The organism is Sagittula sp. (assembly GCF_052825245.1).
Genome location: NZ_JBRBWD010000064.1, coordinates 57,289 through 72,816, shown reverse-complemented (window position 1 = coordinate 72,816; position 15,528 = coordinate 57,289). Strand labels below are relative to the sequence as shown.

The 15,528-nt window shown below is 67.0% G+C and carries 12 protein-coding genes; all 12 read right to left on the bottom strand.

The annotated features are described in order from the left end of the window. Position 1 precedes the first annotated feature (1 nt). Entirely contained in the window at positions 2-1,285 is a 1,284-nt protein-coding gene (locus ACU0DV_RS25175; protein WP_370312766.1) for a TRAP transporter large permease, read from the bottom strand. A gap of 3 nt (positions 1,286-1,288) precedes the next feature. Then, positions 1,289-1,852 (bottom strand): TRAP transporter small permease, encoded by a 564-nt coding sequence (locus ACU0DV_RS25170; protein WP_100931125.1) that lies wholly within the window; start codon positions 1,850-1,852, stop codon positions 1,289-1,291. Next, positions 1,849-2,850, bottom strand: a complete 1,002-nt coding sequence (locus tag ACU0DV_RS25165; RefSeq protein ID WP_370312768.1) for a TRAP transporter substrate-binding protein — start codon at positions 2,848-2,850, stop codon at positions 1,849-1,851. Before ACU0DV_RS25165 ends, ACU0DV_RS25170 begins: the two co-directional genes overlap by 4 nt. A 117-nt stretch (positions 2,851-2,967) precedes the next feature. Then, complete coding sequence (locus ACU0DV_RS25160) at positions 2,968-3,777, bottom strand: creatininase family protein (protein WP_370310732.1); 810 nt, start codon at positions 3,775-3,777, stop codon at positions 2,968-2,970. Between the two features lie 113 nt (positions 3,778-3,890). Beyond that, on the bottom strand, positions 3,891-5,240 hold the full coding sequence (locus ACU0DV_RS25155) for an NAD(P)/FAD-dependent oxidoreductase (protein WP_446241950.1): 1,350 nt from the start codon (positions 5,238-5,240) through the stop codon (positions 3,891-3,893). Then, on the bottom strand, positions 5,240-5,953 hold the full coding sequence (locus ACU0DV_RS25150; RefSeq protein WP_446241951.1) for an SDR family NAD(P)-dependent oxidoreductase: 714 nt from the start codon (positions 5,951-5,953) through the stop codon (positions 5,240-5,242). The genes ACU0DV_RS25155 and ACU0DV_RS25150 overlap by 1 nt, the downstream gene beginning before the upstream one ends. Then, the gene (locus ACU0DV_RS25145; protein WP_446241952.1) at positions 5,950-6,951 is read right to left on the bottom strand and encodes an ABC transporter ATP-binding protein; all 1,002 of its coding nucleotides are present in this window, start codon (positions 6,949-6,951) and stop codon (positions 5,950-5,952) included. The genes ACU0DV_RS25150 and ACU0DV_RS25145 overlap by 4 nt, the downstream gene beginning before the upstream one ends. Beyond that, on the bottom strand, positions 6,951-8,810 hold the full coding sequence (locus tag ACU0DV_RS25140; protein WP_446241953.1) for a dipeptide/oligopeptide/nickel ABC transporter permease/ATP-binding protein: 1,860 nt from the start codon (positions 8,808-8,810) through the stop codon (positions 6,951-6,953). The genes ACU0DV_RS25145 and ACU0DV_RS25140 overlap by 1 nt, the downstream gene beginning before the upstream one ends. Next, the gene (locus tag ACU0DV_RS25135; protein ID WP_100931132.1) at positions 8,807-9,766 is read right to left on the bottom strand and encodes an ABC transporter permease; all 960 of its coding nucleotides are present in this window, start codon (positions 9,764-9,766) and stop codon (positions 8,807-8,809) included. Before ACU0DV_RS25135 ends, ACU0DV_RS25140 begins: the two co-directional genes overlap by 4 nt. A 10-nt stretch (positions 9,767-9,776) precedes the next feature. Next, complete coding sequence (locus tag ACU0DV_RS25130) at positions 9,777-11,309, bottom strand: ABC transporter substrate-binding protein (protein ID WP_446241954.1); 1,533 nt, start codon at positions 11,307-11,309, stop codon at positions 9,777-9,779. A gap of 67 nt (positions 11,310-11,376) precedes the next feature. After that, positions 11,377-12,957, bottom strand: coding sequence for a hydantoinase B/oxoprolinase family protein (locus tag ACU0DV_RS25125; RefSeq protein WP_446241955.1), 1,581 nt, complete (start codon positions 12,955-12,957; stop codon positions 11,377-11,379). Then, positions 12,954-15,053 carry a hydantoinase/oxoprolinase family protein gene (locus ACU0DV_RS25120; protein ID WP_446241956.1) on the bottom strand — a complete coding sequence of 700 codons (2,100 nt, stop codon included), beginning with the start codon at positions 15,051-15,053 and terminating at the stop codon, positions 12,954-12,956. The genes ACU0DV_RS25125 and ACU0DV_RS25120 overlap by 4 nt, the downstream gene beginning before the upstream one ends. Between the last annotated feature and the right edge of the window lie 475 nt (positions 15,054-15,528).

Below are 15,528 nucleotides of genomic sequence, written 5' to 3'. Positions count from 1 at the left end.
CTTATTGCTTGCCCAAGACGAGGTCGGGCAGGAAGGTCACGATCTGCGGCACGTAGGTCAGCAGGATCAGCACGGCGAAGAGCGGAAGAAGCATGGGCAGTACTGCCATCGTCACCTTTTCGAAGCGGACGCGACCGACCTCCGAAACGATGTAGAGGCCGATGCCCATGGGCGGGGTGGCGATACCGATCAGCAGACCGAGCTGGATGATGATGCCGAAGTGCACGCGGTCGATGCCGTAGGCGTCGATCAGCGGCAGCAGCGTCGGCACGAGGATCAGCTTGGCCGGAACGCCCTCGACGACGCAGCCGACGAGGATGATGAAGACCAGCAGCAGCGCCAGGAACACGTTGCGGTTCTCGGTCAGCGAGAAGGTCCAGTCAGCCAGTTTCTGCGGCGTCTGGTCGATGGCCAGAAGCCAGCCCATCGCGATGGAAAACGCGATGATGATCATGATGACAGAGGTCATCATGGCCGTGTCCGACAGCGCCTGTTTGAACTTGGCCAGCGTCAGCTCGCGATACCAGATGCCCAGGAAGATGCAGTAGACGCAGGCGAGCACGCCGGCCTCGGTCGCGGTGACGAACCCGAAAAGGATGCTTCCGAGGATGATCGCCGGGGCCACCAGCGCAGCAAAGCCGTGGCGCGCTGTGCCGACCACCTCCCGCGGCGTGGCGCGCGGCTGGGTAGGGAATTCCTCGAAACCGGCGCGCAGCCGGACATAGAGCATCAGCGCCAGTCCGACGGTGATGCCCGGCACCAGACCTGCAAGGAACATCCGCTCGATGCTCTGCTGGGCGAGGAAGGCATAGATCACCAGCCCGATGGACGGCGGGATGAGCGGCCCGATGACCGACGAGGCCACGGTGATCGCGGCGGCGAAGTCGGGCTTGTAGCCACGTTCTCGCATCGCCTTGATCTCGATGGCGCCAAGGCCCGCGCAATCGGCGACGGCGGCGCCGGAAATGCCGGCAAAGATCATCGACGACAGAATGTTGACCTGCGCCAGCCCGGCCTTGAGGTGGCCGACCAGTGCGTTGGCGAAGGCAAAGATGCGTTCGGTCACACCGGTCGCATTCATCAGGTTCCCGGCCATGATGAAGAAGGGCACGGCGGTCAGCGAGGCCTTGTTCACCCCCTCCAGCATCTGCTGCGGGATGATCTGCATGGCCGAGGAGAAGTCGGATGTCGCGAAGGTCAGCACCGTCGCCGCGCCGATGGCGATCGACACGGGCACCCGCACGAGGATCAGCGCAATGAAGGTTCCGATCAGGATCCAGGCCATGTGTCAGCTCTCCGGGTGGTGGTCGGCGACGTTCTCGGGCATCCCCGAGGCCATCTTGGCGAGGTCGATCAGCGCGGTGATCGCCACCAGCGCAGCCGAGATGAAGAGCGGGATCGACAGGGCCAGCCGCGGCAGCTCGAAACCGGCGGGCAGGATCGCGCCGTCATAAACCCCGCGCGAAGTGGCGATGACCTGCGGCAATTGCCAGAGCAACACGCCCGTGACCGTCAGGGTGGCGGCGTCCGACAACACCCGTGTGACCGCCATGCCGATGGGGCCGAACAGTCCGGCGATGAAGTCGACGCGCACGTCCTTCAGCCGGGCGTACATGGCAAAGAAACCGAAGAAGCTGAGCCAGATGAAGAAAACCATCGTCCACGGCCACATCCAGTAGGCCGCGAGGCTGAGCGGCCGCAGGATGATGGTCGCCACGGTCAGCCCCAGCATGACCAGCAGGCAAGCGTTGGACAGCCACAGGAAGATGCCGCCCAGATCCCAGTTCAGCCGGTCGATCCGGTTGAGGGCCCGCTGCAGCGGGCCCTCCGGCATGTAGTCGTAGGGGGTCACTGGCTGGGTGTCCGGCTGGCCTCGACCGCGTCCATGAAGCCCTCGGGCAGTTCGCCGCTTTCGGCCATGGCGGCGTAGAAGCTCTGCATCTTCTCGACCAGAGGTGCGGTGTCGAGCACGGTGAAGGTGGCCCCGGCCTCTTCCATGCGCTTGATGCTTTCATCGGCGACGCCGAACATCACTTCCTGCGAGTAGTCGCCGGTTTCCTCGTAGGCCTTCATCAGACCTGCGCGGGTTTCCTCGTCCAGCGCCGCAAGCGCGTCCTCGTTCACCATGAAGCCGATCGACTGCCAGTATTCGTCGTGACGGGTGATGTAGGGGGCGACCTCGTTGAAGCGCATGGATTCCACCAGCGCGATGGGGGAGTTCACCGCCTCCACGATGCTCTTGGAGATCCCCTGGTAAACCTCGGTCCAGGGCAGGGTGATGACCTCGGCGCCAAGGTGGTCCCATGTCTCGATGGCGACCTTGTTCTCGTGCATCCGGAGCTTGATGCCTTCGATGTCGGCGGCGCTTTCGATGGGCACGTTCGAGACCATCACGCGGTAGGGTCCGCGCAGCACGCGCGTCGGGTCGCCCAGAGGCCGCACGCCGGATTGCTCGGCGGCATTGTCGAACCAGGCCGTCACGGTGTCCGACGTCATGAAGCGCTGCCAGTGGTCGAAATCGTCGAAGGCGAATGCGGCGGCGACCCAGGCCAGCGCCGGCTCCCACTTCTTCAGGTAGCCGAAGCCTTCGGCGTAGATCTGGACGATGTTGGCCTGAAGCTGCTCAAGAACGGCGTCTTCCTTGCCGAGCTGCTCGTTCGGGAAAACGTCGATCTTCAGCTCGCCGCCGGTGTATTCCTCGGTCAGTTCGGCGAACTTGGCAAAGACCTGCCCTTCGGGGCTGTCCACCGGCATCTTGGTCGCCATGCGCCAAGTCGTTTCGGCCAGCGCGGGGCCGGCAAGCGCGATCGCCATCGCTGTCGTCAGGGTCAGTCGCAGTGTCTTGGTCATCTTCGTCTCTCCATGTTGGGGGGCTGACCGACCGGTTTGCCCGGTTCGTGATGGTCTGTGGATGACGTCAGCCCTTTGGGGGTGCGGTTACGGTGTCGACCGGTCCGCGGGTGAAACTCAGTCGTGCAGGCCCGGGGCTACGTGATCGCGCACAAGCGTCGCGCCGATGGCGGCAAGCCGCGCCACCAGCTTTTCGCCGGTCTCGGCCGAGCACAGGGTCGGATCGCAGCCGAAGGCCCCGGTTTCCGTCGCTTCGAGCGCCTCGATCGGCACCTGGATCTTGGCGCCGTCGATCGACACGCTGTTGAAACCGGAAATCGCCATGCCCTTGATCGCGGCGCCTTCGGGCGCCTTGCGGATCAGGTCCGCGCGCAGGATGTCGGGGTAGAAGTGCAGGCCGACCGAGGTCAGAGGGTCGCCGCCGTGGCCGGAGGATTTCGCCGCCTGCTCCTTGCCGATCAGACCCGGCAGTTCGCCGTAGGCCACCTGCCAGAGGTACATCGACGGAACGAACAACCCGGCCTTCTGCCGCCAGCGCAGCGTGACCTCGGTGATCGCGGGCACGTTGCCGCCGTGCCCGTTGACGATCATCACCTTGCGGATGCCGTGGCGGTTCAGGCACGCGAACATGTCGTCGAGGATCCCGCACAGCGTGGCGTGGCTGATCGAGATGCCGCCATGGCTGCTGTCGAAATAGTCGCGCCCGCCGAAAGGTATGACCGGGGCGACGAAGGTCGCGACACCATCGGCGCGGGCGGCCTTGGCAATCTCGACCGCCATGAGGTCGGCGGCGAGGTAGTCGCCCATCGGCGCATGGATGCCCTGATCCTCGAGAGACCCCATCGGAAGCAGGACGACAGCCTCGGCGGTCAGGTGCTGACGCGCCTCTTCCGAGGTCAGTTCGGCCATGCGGATCTTTTCGATCATGAATGCGCTCCTGCGTTTTTCGTATCGCTCTTTGGCTTCAGTGAAGCCGGGTGACGGTCTGCCGTCCAATTCAAAGGGATTGTCCGGCGATAAAGAAAATTTTCGTCGTGGCGTCAGGGCGTTGGCGGCTGTGCGATGGCACCCTGCCGTGCCGCCCGCGTCCGTCCGCTGCCGAAACGATCCAGCCGGAAGGGCGCGGGATCGACCAGAGGCGTGCGTCCGGTGGCCAGTTCCCCCGCAAGCTGACCGGCGCCGGGACCAAGGCCGAAGCCATGTCCGGAAAAACCGGTGGCGATCACCAGTCCGGGCAGGCCGGGCGCGTGGTCGATCACCGGTACACCGTCTGGCGTGACGTCGATGATGCCGCCCCAGCGCTCCAGTACCTGCACCCCGTCCAGCGCCGGAAAGGCTTGCGCGACGTCGCGCAGGGCCCTCGCCAGAATGGCGCCCTGCGGTTCCGGGTCGAGGACGCGGCATGCTTCGAACGGCGTGATTGCGTCGCCCTGCCATGTGCGCGGGGTGCGCAGGTCCTCGATCAGGCTGCCGTCCAGCGTCAGGGCAATCTCGCGCCGGTTCTTCAGCAGCCCGCGGGCAAATCGCGGCGCCTGACGCAGCACGTCCGGCGTCAACTGCACGGGCGTGCGCCCGCGGCGCGCCACGGTGTAGCCGCCGTCCAGACGCGGACGGATGCCGAAGCGCCCGTTTCCGAGCGCCAGTTCCGGCCCGCCCTTCACGGGCGCCGTCCGCAGCACCGAACTGCGGATACGCACCTGCGGCAGGTCGATCCCGAGGTTGCCGCAGAACAGCCGCGACCACGCCCCGGCGGCCAGGATCACGGCCCGGCACCGGATCACGCCGCGCTCCGTCACCACGGCAGAGACCTGTCCGGCCTCCGTTTCCAGCGTCCGTACGGCGCACCGGGTCAGAAGCACTGCCCCTTGGTCGCGGGCACCCTCCGCGAACGCAGGGGCCGCCAGCGCCGGTTCGGCACGGCCATCGTCGGCGGTCATCAGACCCTCGGCATCGGACAGCCGCGCCCCGGGGAAGGTTGCCGCCAGCGCGGCCTTGTCCATCCTCGTGACCGCAAGGCCGAAGCGCGCGGCCTCTGCCTCGACACCGGCCAGCCATACGCGTTCGCGGTCCGTTCGGGCGGCGTAGACGATGCCCCCGCGGCGAAAGCCGGTGTCGCGCGCCGTGCGTTCATTAAGCCCCTGCCAGAGCTTCAGGCTTTCGATGCCCAGCGGGTATTCGGCAGCGGCACGTCCCATGCGCCGGACCCAGCCCCAGTTGCGGCCCGACTGCTCTCCGGCGATGCGGCCCTTTTCGACAAGCGCCACGCGCAGCCCCTGCTCGGCAGCCCAGAACGCGGCAGAGCAGCCGATGATGCCACCGCCGATCACCACGAGGTCGACCGCGTTGGGCAGGCGGGAGTCGCCCCGCACTTCGGTCACGACCGGGCGCATTACAGTCCCGGCTCGTAGCGCCAGTTCACCGCCAGTTCGGAGACGCTGGCGCTGTTGGGCAGGGTGACAATCTCGGCCACAAGGCGCCCGAGGTCCTCAGGCTGGGTGATCTCTTCGCGCGGCAGGTCGTGGCGCAGTGTCATGTCCGTGGCGGTGAAGCCCGGGCAGATGGCGCAGGCGCGCACGCCCTTGTCCCATCCGGCGCGGCGGGCTGCATGGGACAGCGCGACGGCGGCGTGCTTGGTCATCTGGTAACCAGCGTTCAGGCCCAGCACACGCTTGCCCGAAAGCGAGGCAAGGACGATAACCCGGCCACGGCCAGACCTGCAGAGCGCGGGCAGGGCGGCGCGGGTCAGCCGGAAGGGCGCCTTGACGTTGATGTTCAGCAGATGGTCGAGCACCTCTTCCATCTCGTCGTCGGGCTGCGGCGTCTCGGGCATCAGTTCCAGCGGTCCGCCGGTGCCCGCGTTGTTGATCAGCGCGTCGATGCGGCCAAAGCGGTTCTCGACGGCGGTCACGAAGGTGCGCGCGGCCCCTGTGTCCGCCGCATCGTAGGGCACCACCAGCGGGTCGAGCGCGGCAAGCTCCGGCGGAAGGCTGTCCGGACGGCGCAGCCCCAGCGCCACCCTGTAGCCATGCGCGTGCAACGCCTGCGCAATCGCCGCGCCGATCCCGCGATTGCCGCCGGAGATCATCGCAACCGGCGCGCTCATGAAAGGACCTCGGGCGCAGCCTTGATGCAGGATGCCGTCCAGCCCGGTCCCATGGGGCGCGCGGCGGGTACTGCTTCGGCACAGGCGTCTTCGGCCAGTGGGCAGCGGGTGCGGAATGGGCAGCCCGACGGCGGGTTGGCGGGGCTTGGCAGTTCCCCCGGCAGGATACGGGGCGCGCCGCCCTGCGTGCGGGGTTTCATGCTGGGCGTCGCGGTCAGCAGCGCGCGGGTGTACGGATGTGCCGGGCTGGCAAACACCTGATCGGCGGGGCCTTCCTCGACGATGCGGCCAAGGTACATGACCACGATCCGCGTGCAGAGATGGCGCACCACGTGCAGGTCATGGCTGATGAACAGCATCGCCAGGTCCAGTTCGTCGCGCAGGTCCATCAACAGGTTGACCACCTGCGCCTGGATCGACACGTCGAGCGCGGAGACGGGTTCATCCGCGACGATGAAATCCGGCCGGGTCGACAGCGCACGCGCCACGGCAATCCGCTGGCGCTGGCCGCCGGAAAAGGCATGCGGGCGGCGGGCGGCGGCCTCCCGCGGGAGACCGACGAGATCGAGCAGCCGGTGCAGTTCCGCCTCGACTTCGCCCGAGGGTACGAGGCGGTGGATGCGCAGCCCGTCGGTGATCTGTGCGCCGATGGTGCGGCGCGGATCAAGCGAACCGAAGGGGTCCTGGAACACCATCTGCATGCGCCGCGAGAGCCGCCTCTTCTCTGCTGCCGAGAGGCCGGACAGGTCGCGCCCGTCGAAGGAGACGCTGCCTTCGGTCGGGCGATCCAGTCCCATCATCATGCGGCCCAGCGTGGACTTGCCGCAGCCGCTTTCGCCCACAACACCCACCGTTTCGCCGGGTGCCAGGGTCAAAGACACATCGCGCACTGCCCAGACATCGCGGCTCCGGCCGAGGATACCCTGCCGGCTGGGGAAGTTCCGGGATAGGCCGTTCGCCTCGACCAAAGGGGCGGGTTTGGTGGCCGTGTCGAACATCAGCAGACCTCCTTCCAGCGGATGCAACGCGTGATGCGGCCGTCGTCGATGCGGCTGACCTCCGGCGCGTGGGCCTTGCACTGCGGGGAGGCATGGTCGCAACGCGGTGCAAAGCGGCAGCCTTCCGGCATGGCGAAGGGCGGCGGGACGCTGCCGGGAATGGCGCGCAGCCGCTCCGCCCCGCCCTCGGGGACAGAGGCGATCAGCGCGGCGGTGTAGGGGTGCTTGGGATCGGCGAAGACTTCGGCCACCGGGCCGGTTTCGACCACTTCGCCCGCGTACATCACGACCACCCGGTCGGCCAGTTCCGAGACCACGGCAAGGTCGTGGGTCACGAAGATCAGGCCCATCTCCGGCGTATCGGCCTTGAGCGTGCGGAACAGGTCGAGGACCTGCGCCTGGATCGTCGGGTCGAGCGCGGTTGTCGGTTCGTCCGCCACCAGAAGGCGCGGGGTGTTCGCCACGGCCAGTGCGATCATGGCGCGCTGCCGCTGGCCGCCGGACAGTTCGTGCGGATAGGCGCGGCGGCGGCGTTCGGGATCGGGAATGCCGACGTGGCGCAACAGCTCGACCACGCGGGTCTGAACCTTGGCTTCGTCCGTCATTCCCCCGGCGCGCAGCGCCTCCGCCAGTTGGTCGCCGACCCGGTGCACCGGGTTCAGCGCGGCAGAGGCATCCTGGAAGACCATCGACACCTCGGGGCCGCGCAGATTGCGGAAGCCTTCTTCGTCGAGGTCCGCGAGGTTCACCACCTGTCCATCGCGGGTGCGGTAGAGCATCTCGCCCGCCGTCACCCGCAGCTGGTCGGGCAGCAAACCCAGCAGCGCCAGACTGGTGAGCGTCTTGCCGGAGCCGCTTTCGCCCACCAGTGCAACCGTCTCGCCCGGCATCACGGTCAGGCCGGCGCGGCGCACGAGGTCGACCTTCGGATTGTGGCCGACCGAAATCGCCAGATCGCGGATCTCGACCAGCGGGCCGCTCTCGGCCTGCGCCACGGGTTTGACAGCGCGTCGCCGTGCCCGGGCGCGCATCCACAGCGCGCCACCGCGGGTGACCTCGCGCGGGTCCAGCGCCTCCTGCAGGCGGTCACAAAGCAGGTTGAAGGTCAGGATCGTTCCCGCCAGCGCCAGCGAGGGCCAGACCAGCAGCATCGGGGCCTGTTCCATCGCGCCGCGTGCGGAGCGTATCATCAGGCCCCACGACGGCGTCGGCGGCACGACCCCGAGGCCGAGGAAACTGAGCCCGCTTTCAATCACCATGGCCGAGGCCACCACCAGCGACATCTGCACAAGGAGCGGCGGCATGACGTTTGGCAGGATGGTCCGGCCGAGGATGGTCAACGGATAGGCCCCCATCGACCGTTGCGCGGTGACGTAATCCAGCCCGCGGACCTGCAGCGTGGCGGCATAGACGACACGGGCATAGTTCGGCGTGTAGAGCAGCGTCAGGGCAAGGATCAGCGGCCATGTCCCGGCGCCGAGAATGGTGACGACCAGCAGCGCGAGGAGGAGCGGCGGCAGGCACAACAGGATCTCGGCGGCACGCACCGTCAGCACTTCGACGAAACCGCGGAAGTAGCCGCCGAGCAGGCCAAGAACCGTGCCGATGATCGCCGCTGCCAGCGCAGAACCCACGGCAATGAAGAGGGAGGCGCGCCCGCCCCAGATCAGCCGCGCCAGCACGTCGCGTCCGAAGTCGTCCTGTCCCAGCCAATGCGCGGCGGAAGGACCGGCAAAGCGGTTGGGGATGTCCATGGCGCGCACGTCCTGTAGCGGCAGGACCGGCGCCAGAAGCAGCACGGCCACCAGTACGGCGATGATGCCGCCCGGCAGCAGCAGCTTGCGGGTTGCGCGGTTCATGACGTCACCAGCGAGATGCGCGGGTCGAGCATGGCGTTCACCACGTCCACCACGAGATTGAGAAAGACGAAGAGCACCGAGATTGTCATGACGATGCCCACGACCTCCGGGTAGTCGCGCGCGTCCACCGCGGCGACGAGGTAGCCCGACAGCCCCGGCCAGTTGAACACGAACTCCACAAGGACCGTGCCGCCGATCAGCGTGCCCATCTCCAGCCCCAGGACCGTGAGCACCGGGATCAGCGCGTTGCGCACCACGTGGCGGCGCAGGATCGTGTTGCGGGCCAGCCCCTTGGCGCGGGCGGTGCGGACGTGGTCGCGTTCCAGAACTTCAATCACCGAGGCGCGGGTCATACGGGTGATTACGGCCCAGAGGCTCAGCGCCACGGTGCCGGCGGGGAGGATCAGCAGCTTGAGGTGCTGCACGGGATCTTCGGAGAAAGGCACGAAGCCGCCCGCCGGCAGCCATTTCAGTTCCTGCGCGAAGATCAGGATGACGACCGAACCGACGACGAAAACCGGCGTCGACAGCGCCGCCGAGGAGAGGAGAGAGACGAACCCGTCCACCTTGCCGCCGGACCGGATCGCGGCCCAGGTGCCAAGCGGCACCCCGGCAAGACTGGCCAGGAGGGCGGCGGTCGCGATCACCTCCAGCGTGCGGGGCAGGCGGGTGGCGATCTGCTCCATCACCGGCGCGCCGTCGCGGAACGACGCGCCGAGATCGCCGGACAGGACGCCCCCCAGATGGTCCAGATACTGCTGCCACAGCGGGGCGTTCAGCCCCATCTTCTCGCGCAGGGCGGCCACCGCCTGTGGGTCGGCGGCCATGCTGCCCTGGCTCAGAAGCAATTCCGCCGGATCGCCGGGGATCAGGTGCAGCAAGAGGAAGACCAGCGTCACCACCACCCAGACGAGGAAGATGGCGACAAGGCTGCGGTATGCGATGTATCGGACCATTGGGGTGCGTTCAGCCCAGCATCGTTTCTTCCAGCGTGATGCCGGAATAGAAGGTCAGCTGTCCCGGCAGGTTGGAGAAGCCGGTGACGTTTTCCTTCATGCCGTAGCCCTGCGCGCGCCATGCGAGGCCCACCAGCGGTACAGTGTCGATGGCCACCTGTTCCAGCTCGCGGTAGATCGCCTTGCGCTCGTCGGTGTCGAAGGTCGCTCGGCCCTTTGCGAACAGGTCGGTGATCTCGGGCGTCGGCATGTCGTAGCTGCGCACGAAGGACGGGGGCAGGGAACCGTCGAGCACGTTGACCAGACCGTCGGGATCGTTGTTGTCGGCGGTGGTGCCCATGACGGCGAGGTCATACTGACCCTCGTTGCCCTTTTTCACCCGGCTGGTCCATTCCGGCAGGTCGAGCTGCACGTTGATGCCGACCATCGACAGGTAGGCCTGGCAGACCTCGGCGGTCGACTGGTGCATGCCGTATTGCGCGGTCGAGAGCATGGTGCAGGTGAAGCCGTCCGGGTAACCCGCCTCGGCCAGCAGAGCCTTCGCCTTTTCCGGGTCATAGGACCAGGCGTCGGCCAGCTCTGGGTTGAAGAACTCCGACCCTTCGGCGATCGGCAAGTGGTTCAGCGCGCCGCCGCGGTTGTAGAAGGCCGCCGCCACGATGTCTTCGCGCTTGATGGCATGGGCCACGGCCTGCCGCACCTTGGGATTGTCGAAGGGCGCCTTGCCGCCGTTGAAAGTCAGGTACATGAAGGGGCCGTCGGTCACGTCGAGCTTCAGCGCCTCGTTCTCCTCGACCTGCGCCATGGCCTGCCAGGGGACATATTCGGCGAGATCGACATCGCCTGCTTCGAGCGCGGCGACACGAAGGTTCTCGTCGGCGTAGACGATGGCCTCTACCCCGGCGAGCTTGGGCAGACCTTCCTTATAGTAGCCGTCGAAGGCCTTGAGGCTCAGCGATACGCCACGTTCGACGCTGTCGAGCGTGAAGGGCCCGGCGCCGATCTCGGTCTCAGGGCTTTCGCCTGCCTTGATGATCGGCATGTGGTAGTGCGCGAACCAGCCGGGCAGGACGGCCAGCGGTTCGGAGGTGTGCATCTTCACCGTGCGCGCATCGGGCGTCTCGACCTTGGTGATGAGTGCCATCTGGCCCTGACGGAAGGCGGCGCTGTCGGGTTTTGCCACCTCGGCGACTGTGTAGGCGACGTCCTCGGAGGTCACCGGAGAGCCGTCATGCCACTGCGCCTCGCGCAGGGTGAAGGTCCAGACACCGGCGTCGTCCACCGACCAGTCTTCGGCCAGTTCGCCGCGCAGCATCCCGTCGGGGCCGTAGCTGAGCAGCCCGCGGTGCATCATCAGCTTGATGGTGCCCGCCGCCGTTCCGGCGGACGTCCACGCGGCAAGGCTGGGCGGGAAGGTCGACAGCGCAAAGCGCAGCGTGCCGCCCTCCTGCGCCATCAGCGCCCGGGGGCCGAGAAAGCTGAGTGCACCGGCACCAGCGAGGGTCGTGGCCAGAAAGCCGCGGCGGTTCAGATCGTTGGTCATCTAAGTCTCCTTGTCGGTTGAGGCAGGCTCTTGACGGCCTTTCGGTTTTGTCTTCGGAAAGTTGGTGTCACTCGGCCGCGACGCGGCGTTCTTCGGGGCGGCCGTATCCGCCACCCCCGGGGGTGACGACCTCCAGCCATTCGCCCTTGCGCAGGGTGCCTTGGCCGCGGTCGAACGGCGCGGTGCCCGGGCCGGTGGCATAGCTGCCGTGCCCGCCTTCGCCGCCGCCGTCCAGCCCCCACGAGCGTGAGAGGTTGCGCGAGATGTCGACCCGGACGAGGCAATCCTCGGTGGCGCGGTAGACCCGCCGCAGCCCCATGCCGCCGCGTTGGCGACCGGCGCCTTCGGAGCCGTCGACCAGTTCGTAGCGTTCGAGGATCAGGGGATATTCCACCTCAAGCGCTTCCACCGGCAGGTTCGACGTGTTGGTGGCGTGCACGTGGATGCCGTCCAGCCCGTCGGCATCCGGGCGTGCGCCGCCGCCGCCGCCGATGGTTTCGAGGTAAACCCAGTAGGTGCCTTGTTCCGGCCCGCTCTGGCGCGTTCCGGAAAACAGCGCCACTGTGCAGGTTGAGTTGGTGCAGGCCGACACCCGCGCCGGGGCCGCCTGTGCCAGTGCGCCGAGGATCAGGTCTGCCACGCGCTGGCAGGTCTGCACCCGGCCGTTGACCGCCGCGGGATGCGCGCAGTTGAGGATCGAGCCCTCCGGCGCCGTCACCGATATCGGTCGCGCCAGCCCGGCGTTGGGCAGGACCGAGGGGTCGACCACCGATTTGACGATGTAATAGACCGTGGCCAGAAGCGCGGTGCGGGTCATGTTGATGCCCGCGCGCACCTGCGGCGGCGCCTCGAAGGAAAGGCTGATGTCCTCGCCCGCTATCGTCACCGTCACCGCCAGCGGGATCGGGTCGTCGAAGTCGAGGTTGTCGAAAACGTCCTCGAACCGCCAGCTTCCGTCCGGCAGCGCGGCGATGCCCGCGCGCATCTTGCGTTCCGCGTAGTCCAGCAGCGCCTGACCCGAGCCCAGCACAGTGTCGGCACCGTACCGGTCGCAGAGTTCCTGAAAGCGCTGCACGCCGACCCGGTTCGCGGCCATCTGGGCGCGCAAGTCCGACAGGCGTTCGCGCGGCACCTGGCAGTTCAGCAGGATCAGGTTCTGCACGTCTTCCTGCAGCATACCTTCGCGGTAGAGCCGGATCGGCGGAATTCGCAGCCCTTCCTGATAGATGTGGGCGTGCGCGCGGTCGACGAAATCCGAGTGATGCGCGAGGTTGACGGTCCAGGCCACCAGAGTCCCGCCGTGGAAGATCGGCTCCGCCAGCACGATGTCGGGCAGGTGTGTGCCGCCGCCCTGATAGGCGTCGTTGCCGACGAACACGTCGCCGGGGCGGATGCCCTTCGCATCGTGCAGCTTCAGCATCATCGGGATGAAGTCGAGGAAACTGCCCAGATGCACCGGGATATGTTCGGCCTGGCAGAGCGTTCGGCCCTCGACATCGAAAAGCGCGGTGGAGCAGTCCCGCCGCTCCTTGATGTTGGTCGAATAGGAGGCGCGGACCAGCGCCTCGCCGGTTTCCTCCACGATGGAGGATAGGGCGGCGCCGATAACCTCGACGGTGATCGGATCGAGAGCCGGGGTCTGTGTCATTGGCCAAGCTCCAGGATCAGGTTTTCGGTTGGATCTACATGGGCCGAAACGCCGGGGGGGATCAGCGTCGTGGTGTCCATCTGCTCGACAATGGCGGGACCGTCGAAGCGCATTCCCGGACGCAACCGTTCGCGGGCGTATAGCGTCGTTTCGGTAAAGCAGCCGGTCTCGGGATACCATGTCTGGCGCGCACCGATGATGGCATGCCGGGCATCTTCCGGCCCGGGGGCGCTGGTGGCGAGCGTGGCCTTTTCCACCTGACCCACGGCCTCGGCGCGGAAGGTGACGCAGAAGATGCGCTCATCCTCGACCGCGAAGCCGTAAAGCCGCTTGTGCGCCTCGGTGAAGCCCGCGCGAAGCGCTTTCAGCGTTTCTTCGGTGACCGGCCCTTCGGGCAGTTCGACGGACAGTTCGTAGTTCTGGCCTTCGTAGCGCATGTCGACGCGGCGTGTGAGGCCGCGCTTGTCGGCTTCGATCTCTTCTGATCGGAACCAGTCCTCTGCCTCGGCGGTGACCTGTGCGACCGCATCGCCGATCTCGGCCACCATGGTCGAATCCAGCGGCATCAGCCGTGTCAGGGGGAATTCGGCGCGCAGATCGGTCAACAGCAGCCCCATGGCGCAGAGGGTGCCGGGCGTGCGCGGGATGATGACCCGCGGCATGCCCAGTTCCTGCGCCAGTCGCACCGCATGCAGCGGCCCCGCGCCGCCGAAAGCCATCAGCGCATAGGCGCGGGGGTCGTGCCCGCGCTGCACGGAAATTACCCGGATCGCCTTGGCCATGTTCGCCGTCACGACCGAGATGATGCCCTGCGCCGTTGCCATGGTGTCCATGCCCAGCCGTTCGGCCATGCGGTCGATGGCGGCCAGGGCGAGGTCGCGTCGCACCTCCATCCGGCCGCCCAGCAGATGCGTCGGGTTCAGCACCTGCAGCACGATGTTGGCGTCGGTGACGGTTGGATCCTCGCCGCCGCGCCCGTAACAAACCGGCCCGGGATCGGCGCCCGCGCTTTCCGGGCCGACCTTCAGGAGCCCGCCGGAGTCGATCCGTGCGATGGAACCGCCGCCGGCACCGACGGTGTGGATGTCCAGCATCGGGGCCTTGATCGGGTAACCGTGCACCTGAGCCTCGTTGGTGCGCGCGCATTGCCCGCCTGCCATCAGCGCCACGTCAGAGGACGTCCCGCCCATGTCGAAGGTGATGATGTCGGCCTCGCCCGCAGCCTGTCCGATCACCTGCGCCGCGACCACGCCGGTGGAGGGACCGGAGAGGACGGCGCGCACCGGCGTCTCGGCCGCGACCTCGAAGCGAACCACCCCGCCATTCGACTGCGTCAGATGCGGCGGGACCGGCAGACCGAGGTTCTCCAGCCGCGGCGTCAGGCGGTGGATGTAACGCTGCATGATCGGGCCGAGATAGGCGTTGACCGTTGCGGTGGACAGTCGCTCGAACTCGCGGAACTCCGGGGCAATCTCGTGGCTGGCACACAGGAAGACGTCCGGCAGCTCCTTTTCGAGGATCTCGCGGGCGCGCTTTTCATGCGCGGGGTTCACGAAGGCGTAGAGGAAACAGATCGCCACCGCCTCCACCCCGGCCGCGCGCAATCCCTGGGCGGCGGTGCGCACTGCGTCTTCGTCCAGCGCCATGTCGACCGTACCGTCGTGCAACAGCCGTTCCGGGACCTCGAAGCGCAGCGCGCGGGGCACCAGTGTCTGCGGCTTCTCGGCGAAGATGTCATAGAGGTCCGGTCGCTTCTGGCGTCCGATTTCCAGCAGGTCGCGGAAGCCTGCGGTGGTCAGCAGTCCGACGCGCGCCCCGCGATGGGTGATCAGCGCGTTGGTAGCAACGGTGGTGCCGTGACCCAGGTAGGCGACGGCCGCGGCAGGGTCATCGGTGGCCCCGGCGCATTCGCGCATGCCTTCCTCAACGCCCTGCGCAATGCCGCGCGACGGGTCGTCCGGCGTCGACGAAACCTTCCAGACTTCCATCCGTCCCGAGGTCTCGTCGAAGAGGCAGACATCGGTGAAAGTCCCGCCGGAGTCGACCCCGACGCGCCAGCGGGCCTGCCCGGGTGCTGTGTTCGTAAGGTCCTTCATCGCTCGGCTTTTCCTGTTCTTCCCGTGTCGCGGCGGCCCCTCGGGGCGTCACCGCGCTTTCGGACATCGGACACGCAGGTTCCGTGTCACGTCCAATCCAAAACTTTTTTGACAGCCAAGAATTTTTCTATCGGCCGATGCGGGCGGGCATCTCATTGCCGATTCAAGTTTCTGAAACATATGACAAATAACAATCATGCATCTCTGTTCGCCGGACCAGCCTACGGCGCTTGCCGTCACAATCCCGTCTGACGCCAAGATGTAAATACGTGCGTGTCCGGCGGGCTTTCCAATTGTGGACCGCGAGCCAAAAGGCGCGGAATCGAGGGATGGAGGGGTGCGTGTGCCCGCTGGCGGACAGCGACGACCGCAGCAAAATCCAAGATCGTCGAGGGTTGGGTTGCGCGCGTTTCCGAGACTGGCATCGCAGTTCCGGATGGGCCGAGGAACGCGATCCGTGTCGCCGTCCCGGCAT

What these genes read in the sequence shown, in the direction of transcription:
- ACU0DV_RS25175 (WP_370312766.1), bottom strand. Translation starts at nt 1,285, where the DNA reads ATGGCCTGGATCCTGATCGGAACCTTCATTGCGCTGATCCTCGTGCGG.
- ACU0DV_RS25165 (WP_370312768.1), bottom strand. Translation starts at nt 2,850, where the DNA reads ATGACCAAGACACTGCGACTGACCCTGACGACAGCGATGGCGATCGCG.
- ACU0DV_RS25160 (WP_370310732.1), bottom strand. Translation starts at nt 3,777, where the DNA reads ATGATCGAAAAGATCCGCATGGCCGAACTGACCTCGGAAGAGGCGCGT.
- ACU0DV_RS25155 (WP_446241950.1), bottom strand. Translation starts at nt 5,240, where the DNA reads ATGCGCCCGGTCGTGACCGAAGTGCGGGGCGACTCCCGCCTGCCCAAC.
- ACU0DV_RS25150 (WP_446241951.1), bottom strand. Translation starts at nt 5,953, where the DNA reads ATGAGCGCGCCGGTTGCGATGATCTCCGGCGGCAATCGCGGGATCGGC.
- ACU0DV_RS25145 (WP_446241952.1), bottom strand. Translation starts at nt 6,951, where the DNA reads ATGTTCGACACGGCCACCAAACCCGCCCCTTTGGTCGAGGCGAACGGC.
- ACU0DV_RS25140 (WP_446241953.1), bottom strand. Translation starts at nt 8,810, where the DNA reads ATGAACCGCGCAACCCGCAAGCTGCTGCTGCCGGGCGGCATCATCGCC.
- ACU0DV_RS25135 (WP_100931132.1), bottom strand. Translation starts at nt 9,766, where the DNA reads ATGGTCCGATACATCGCATACCGCAGCCTTGTCGCCATCTTCCTCGTC.
- ACU0DV_RS25130 (WP_446241954.1), bottom strand. Translation starts at nt 11,309, where the DNA reads ATGACCAACGATCTGAACCGCCGCGGCTTTCTGGCCACGACCCTCGCT.
- ACU0DV_RS25125 (WP_446241955.1), bottom strand. Translation starts at nt 12,957, where the DNA reads ATGACACAGACCCCGGCTCTCGATCCGATCACCGTCGAGGTTATCGGC.
- ACU0DV_RS25120 (WP_446241956.1), bottom strand. Translation starts at nt 15,053, where the DNA reads ATGAAGGACCTTACGAACACAGCACCCGGGCAGGCCCGCTGGCGCGTC.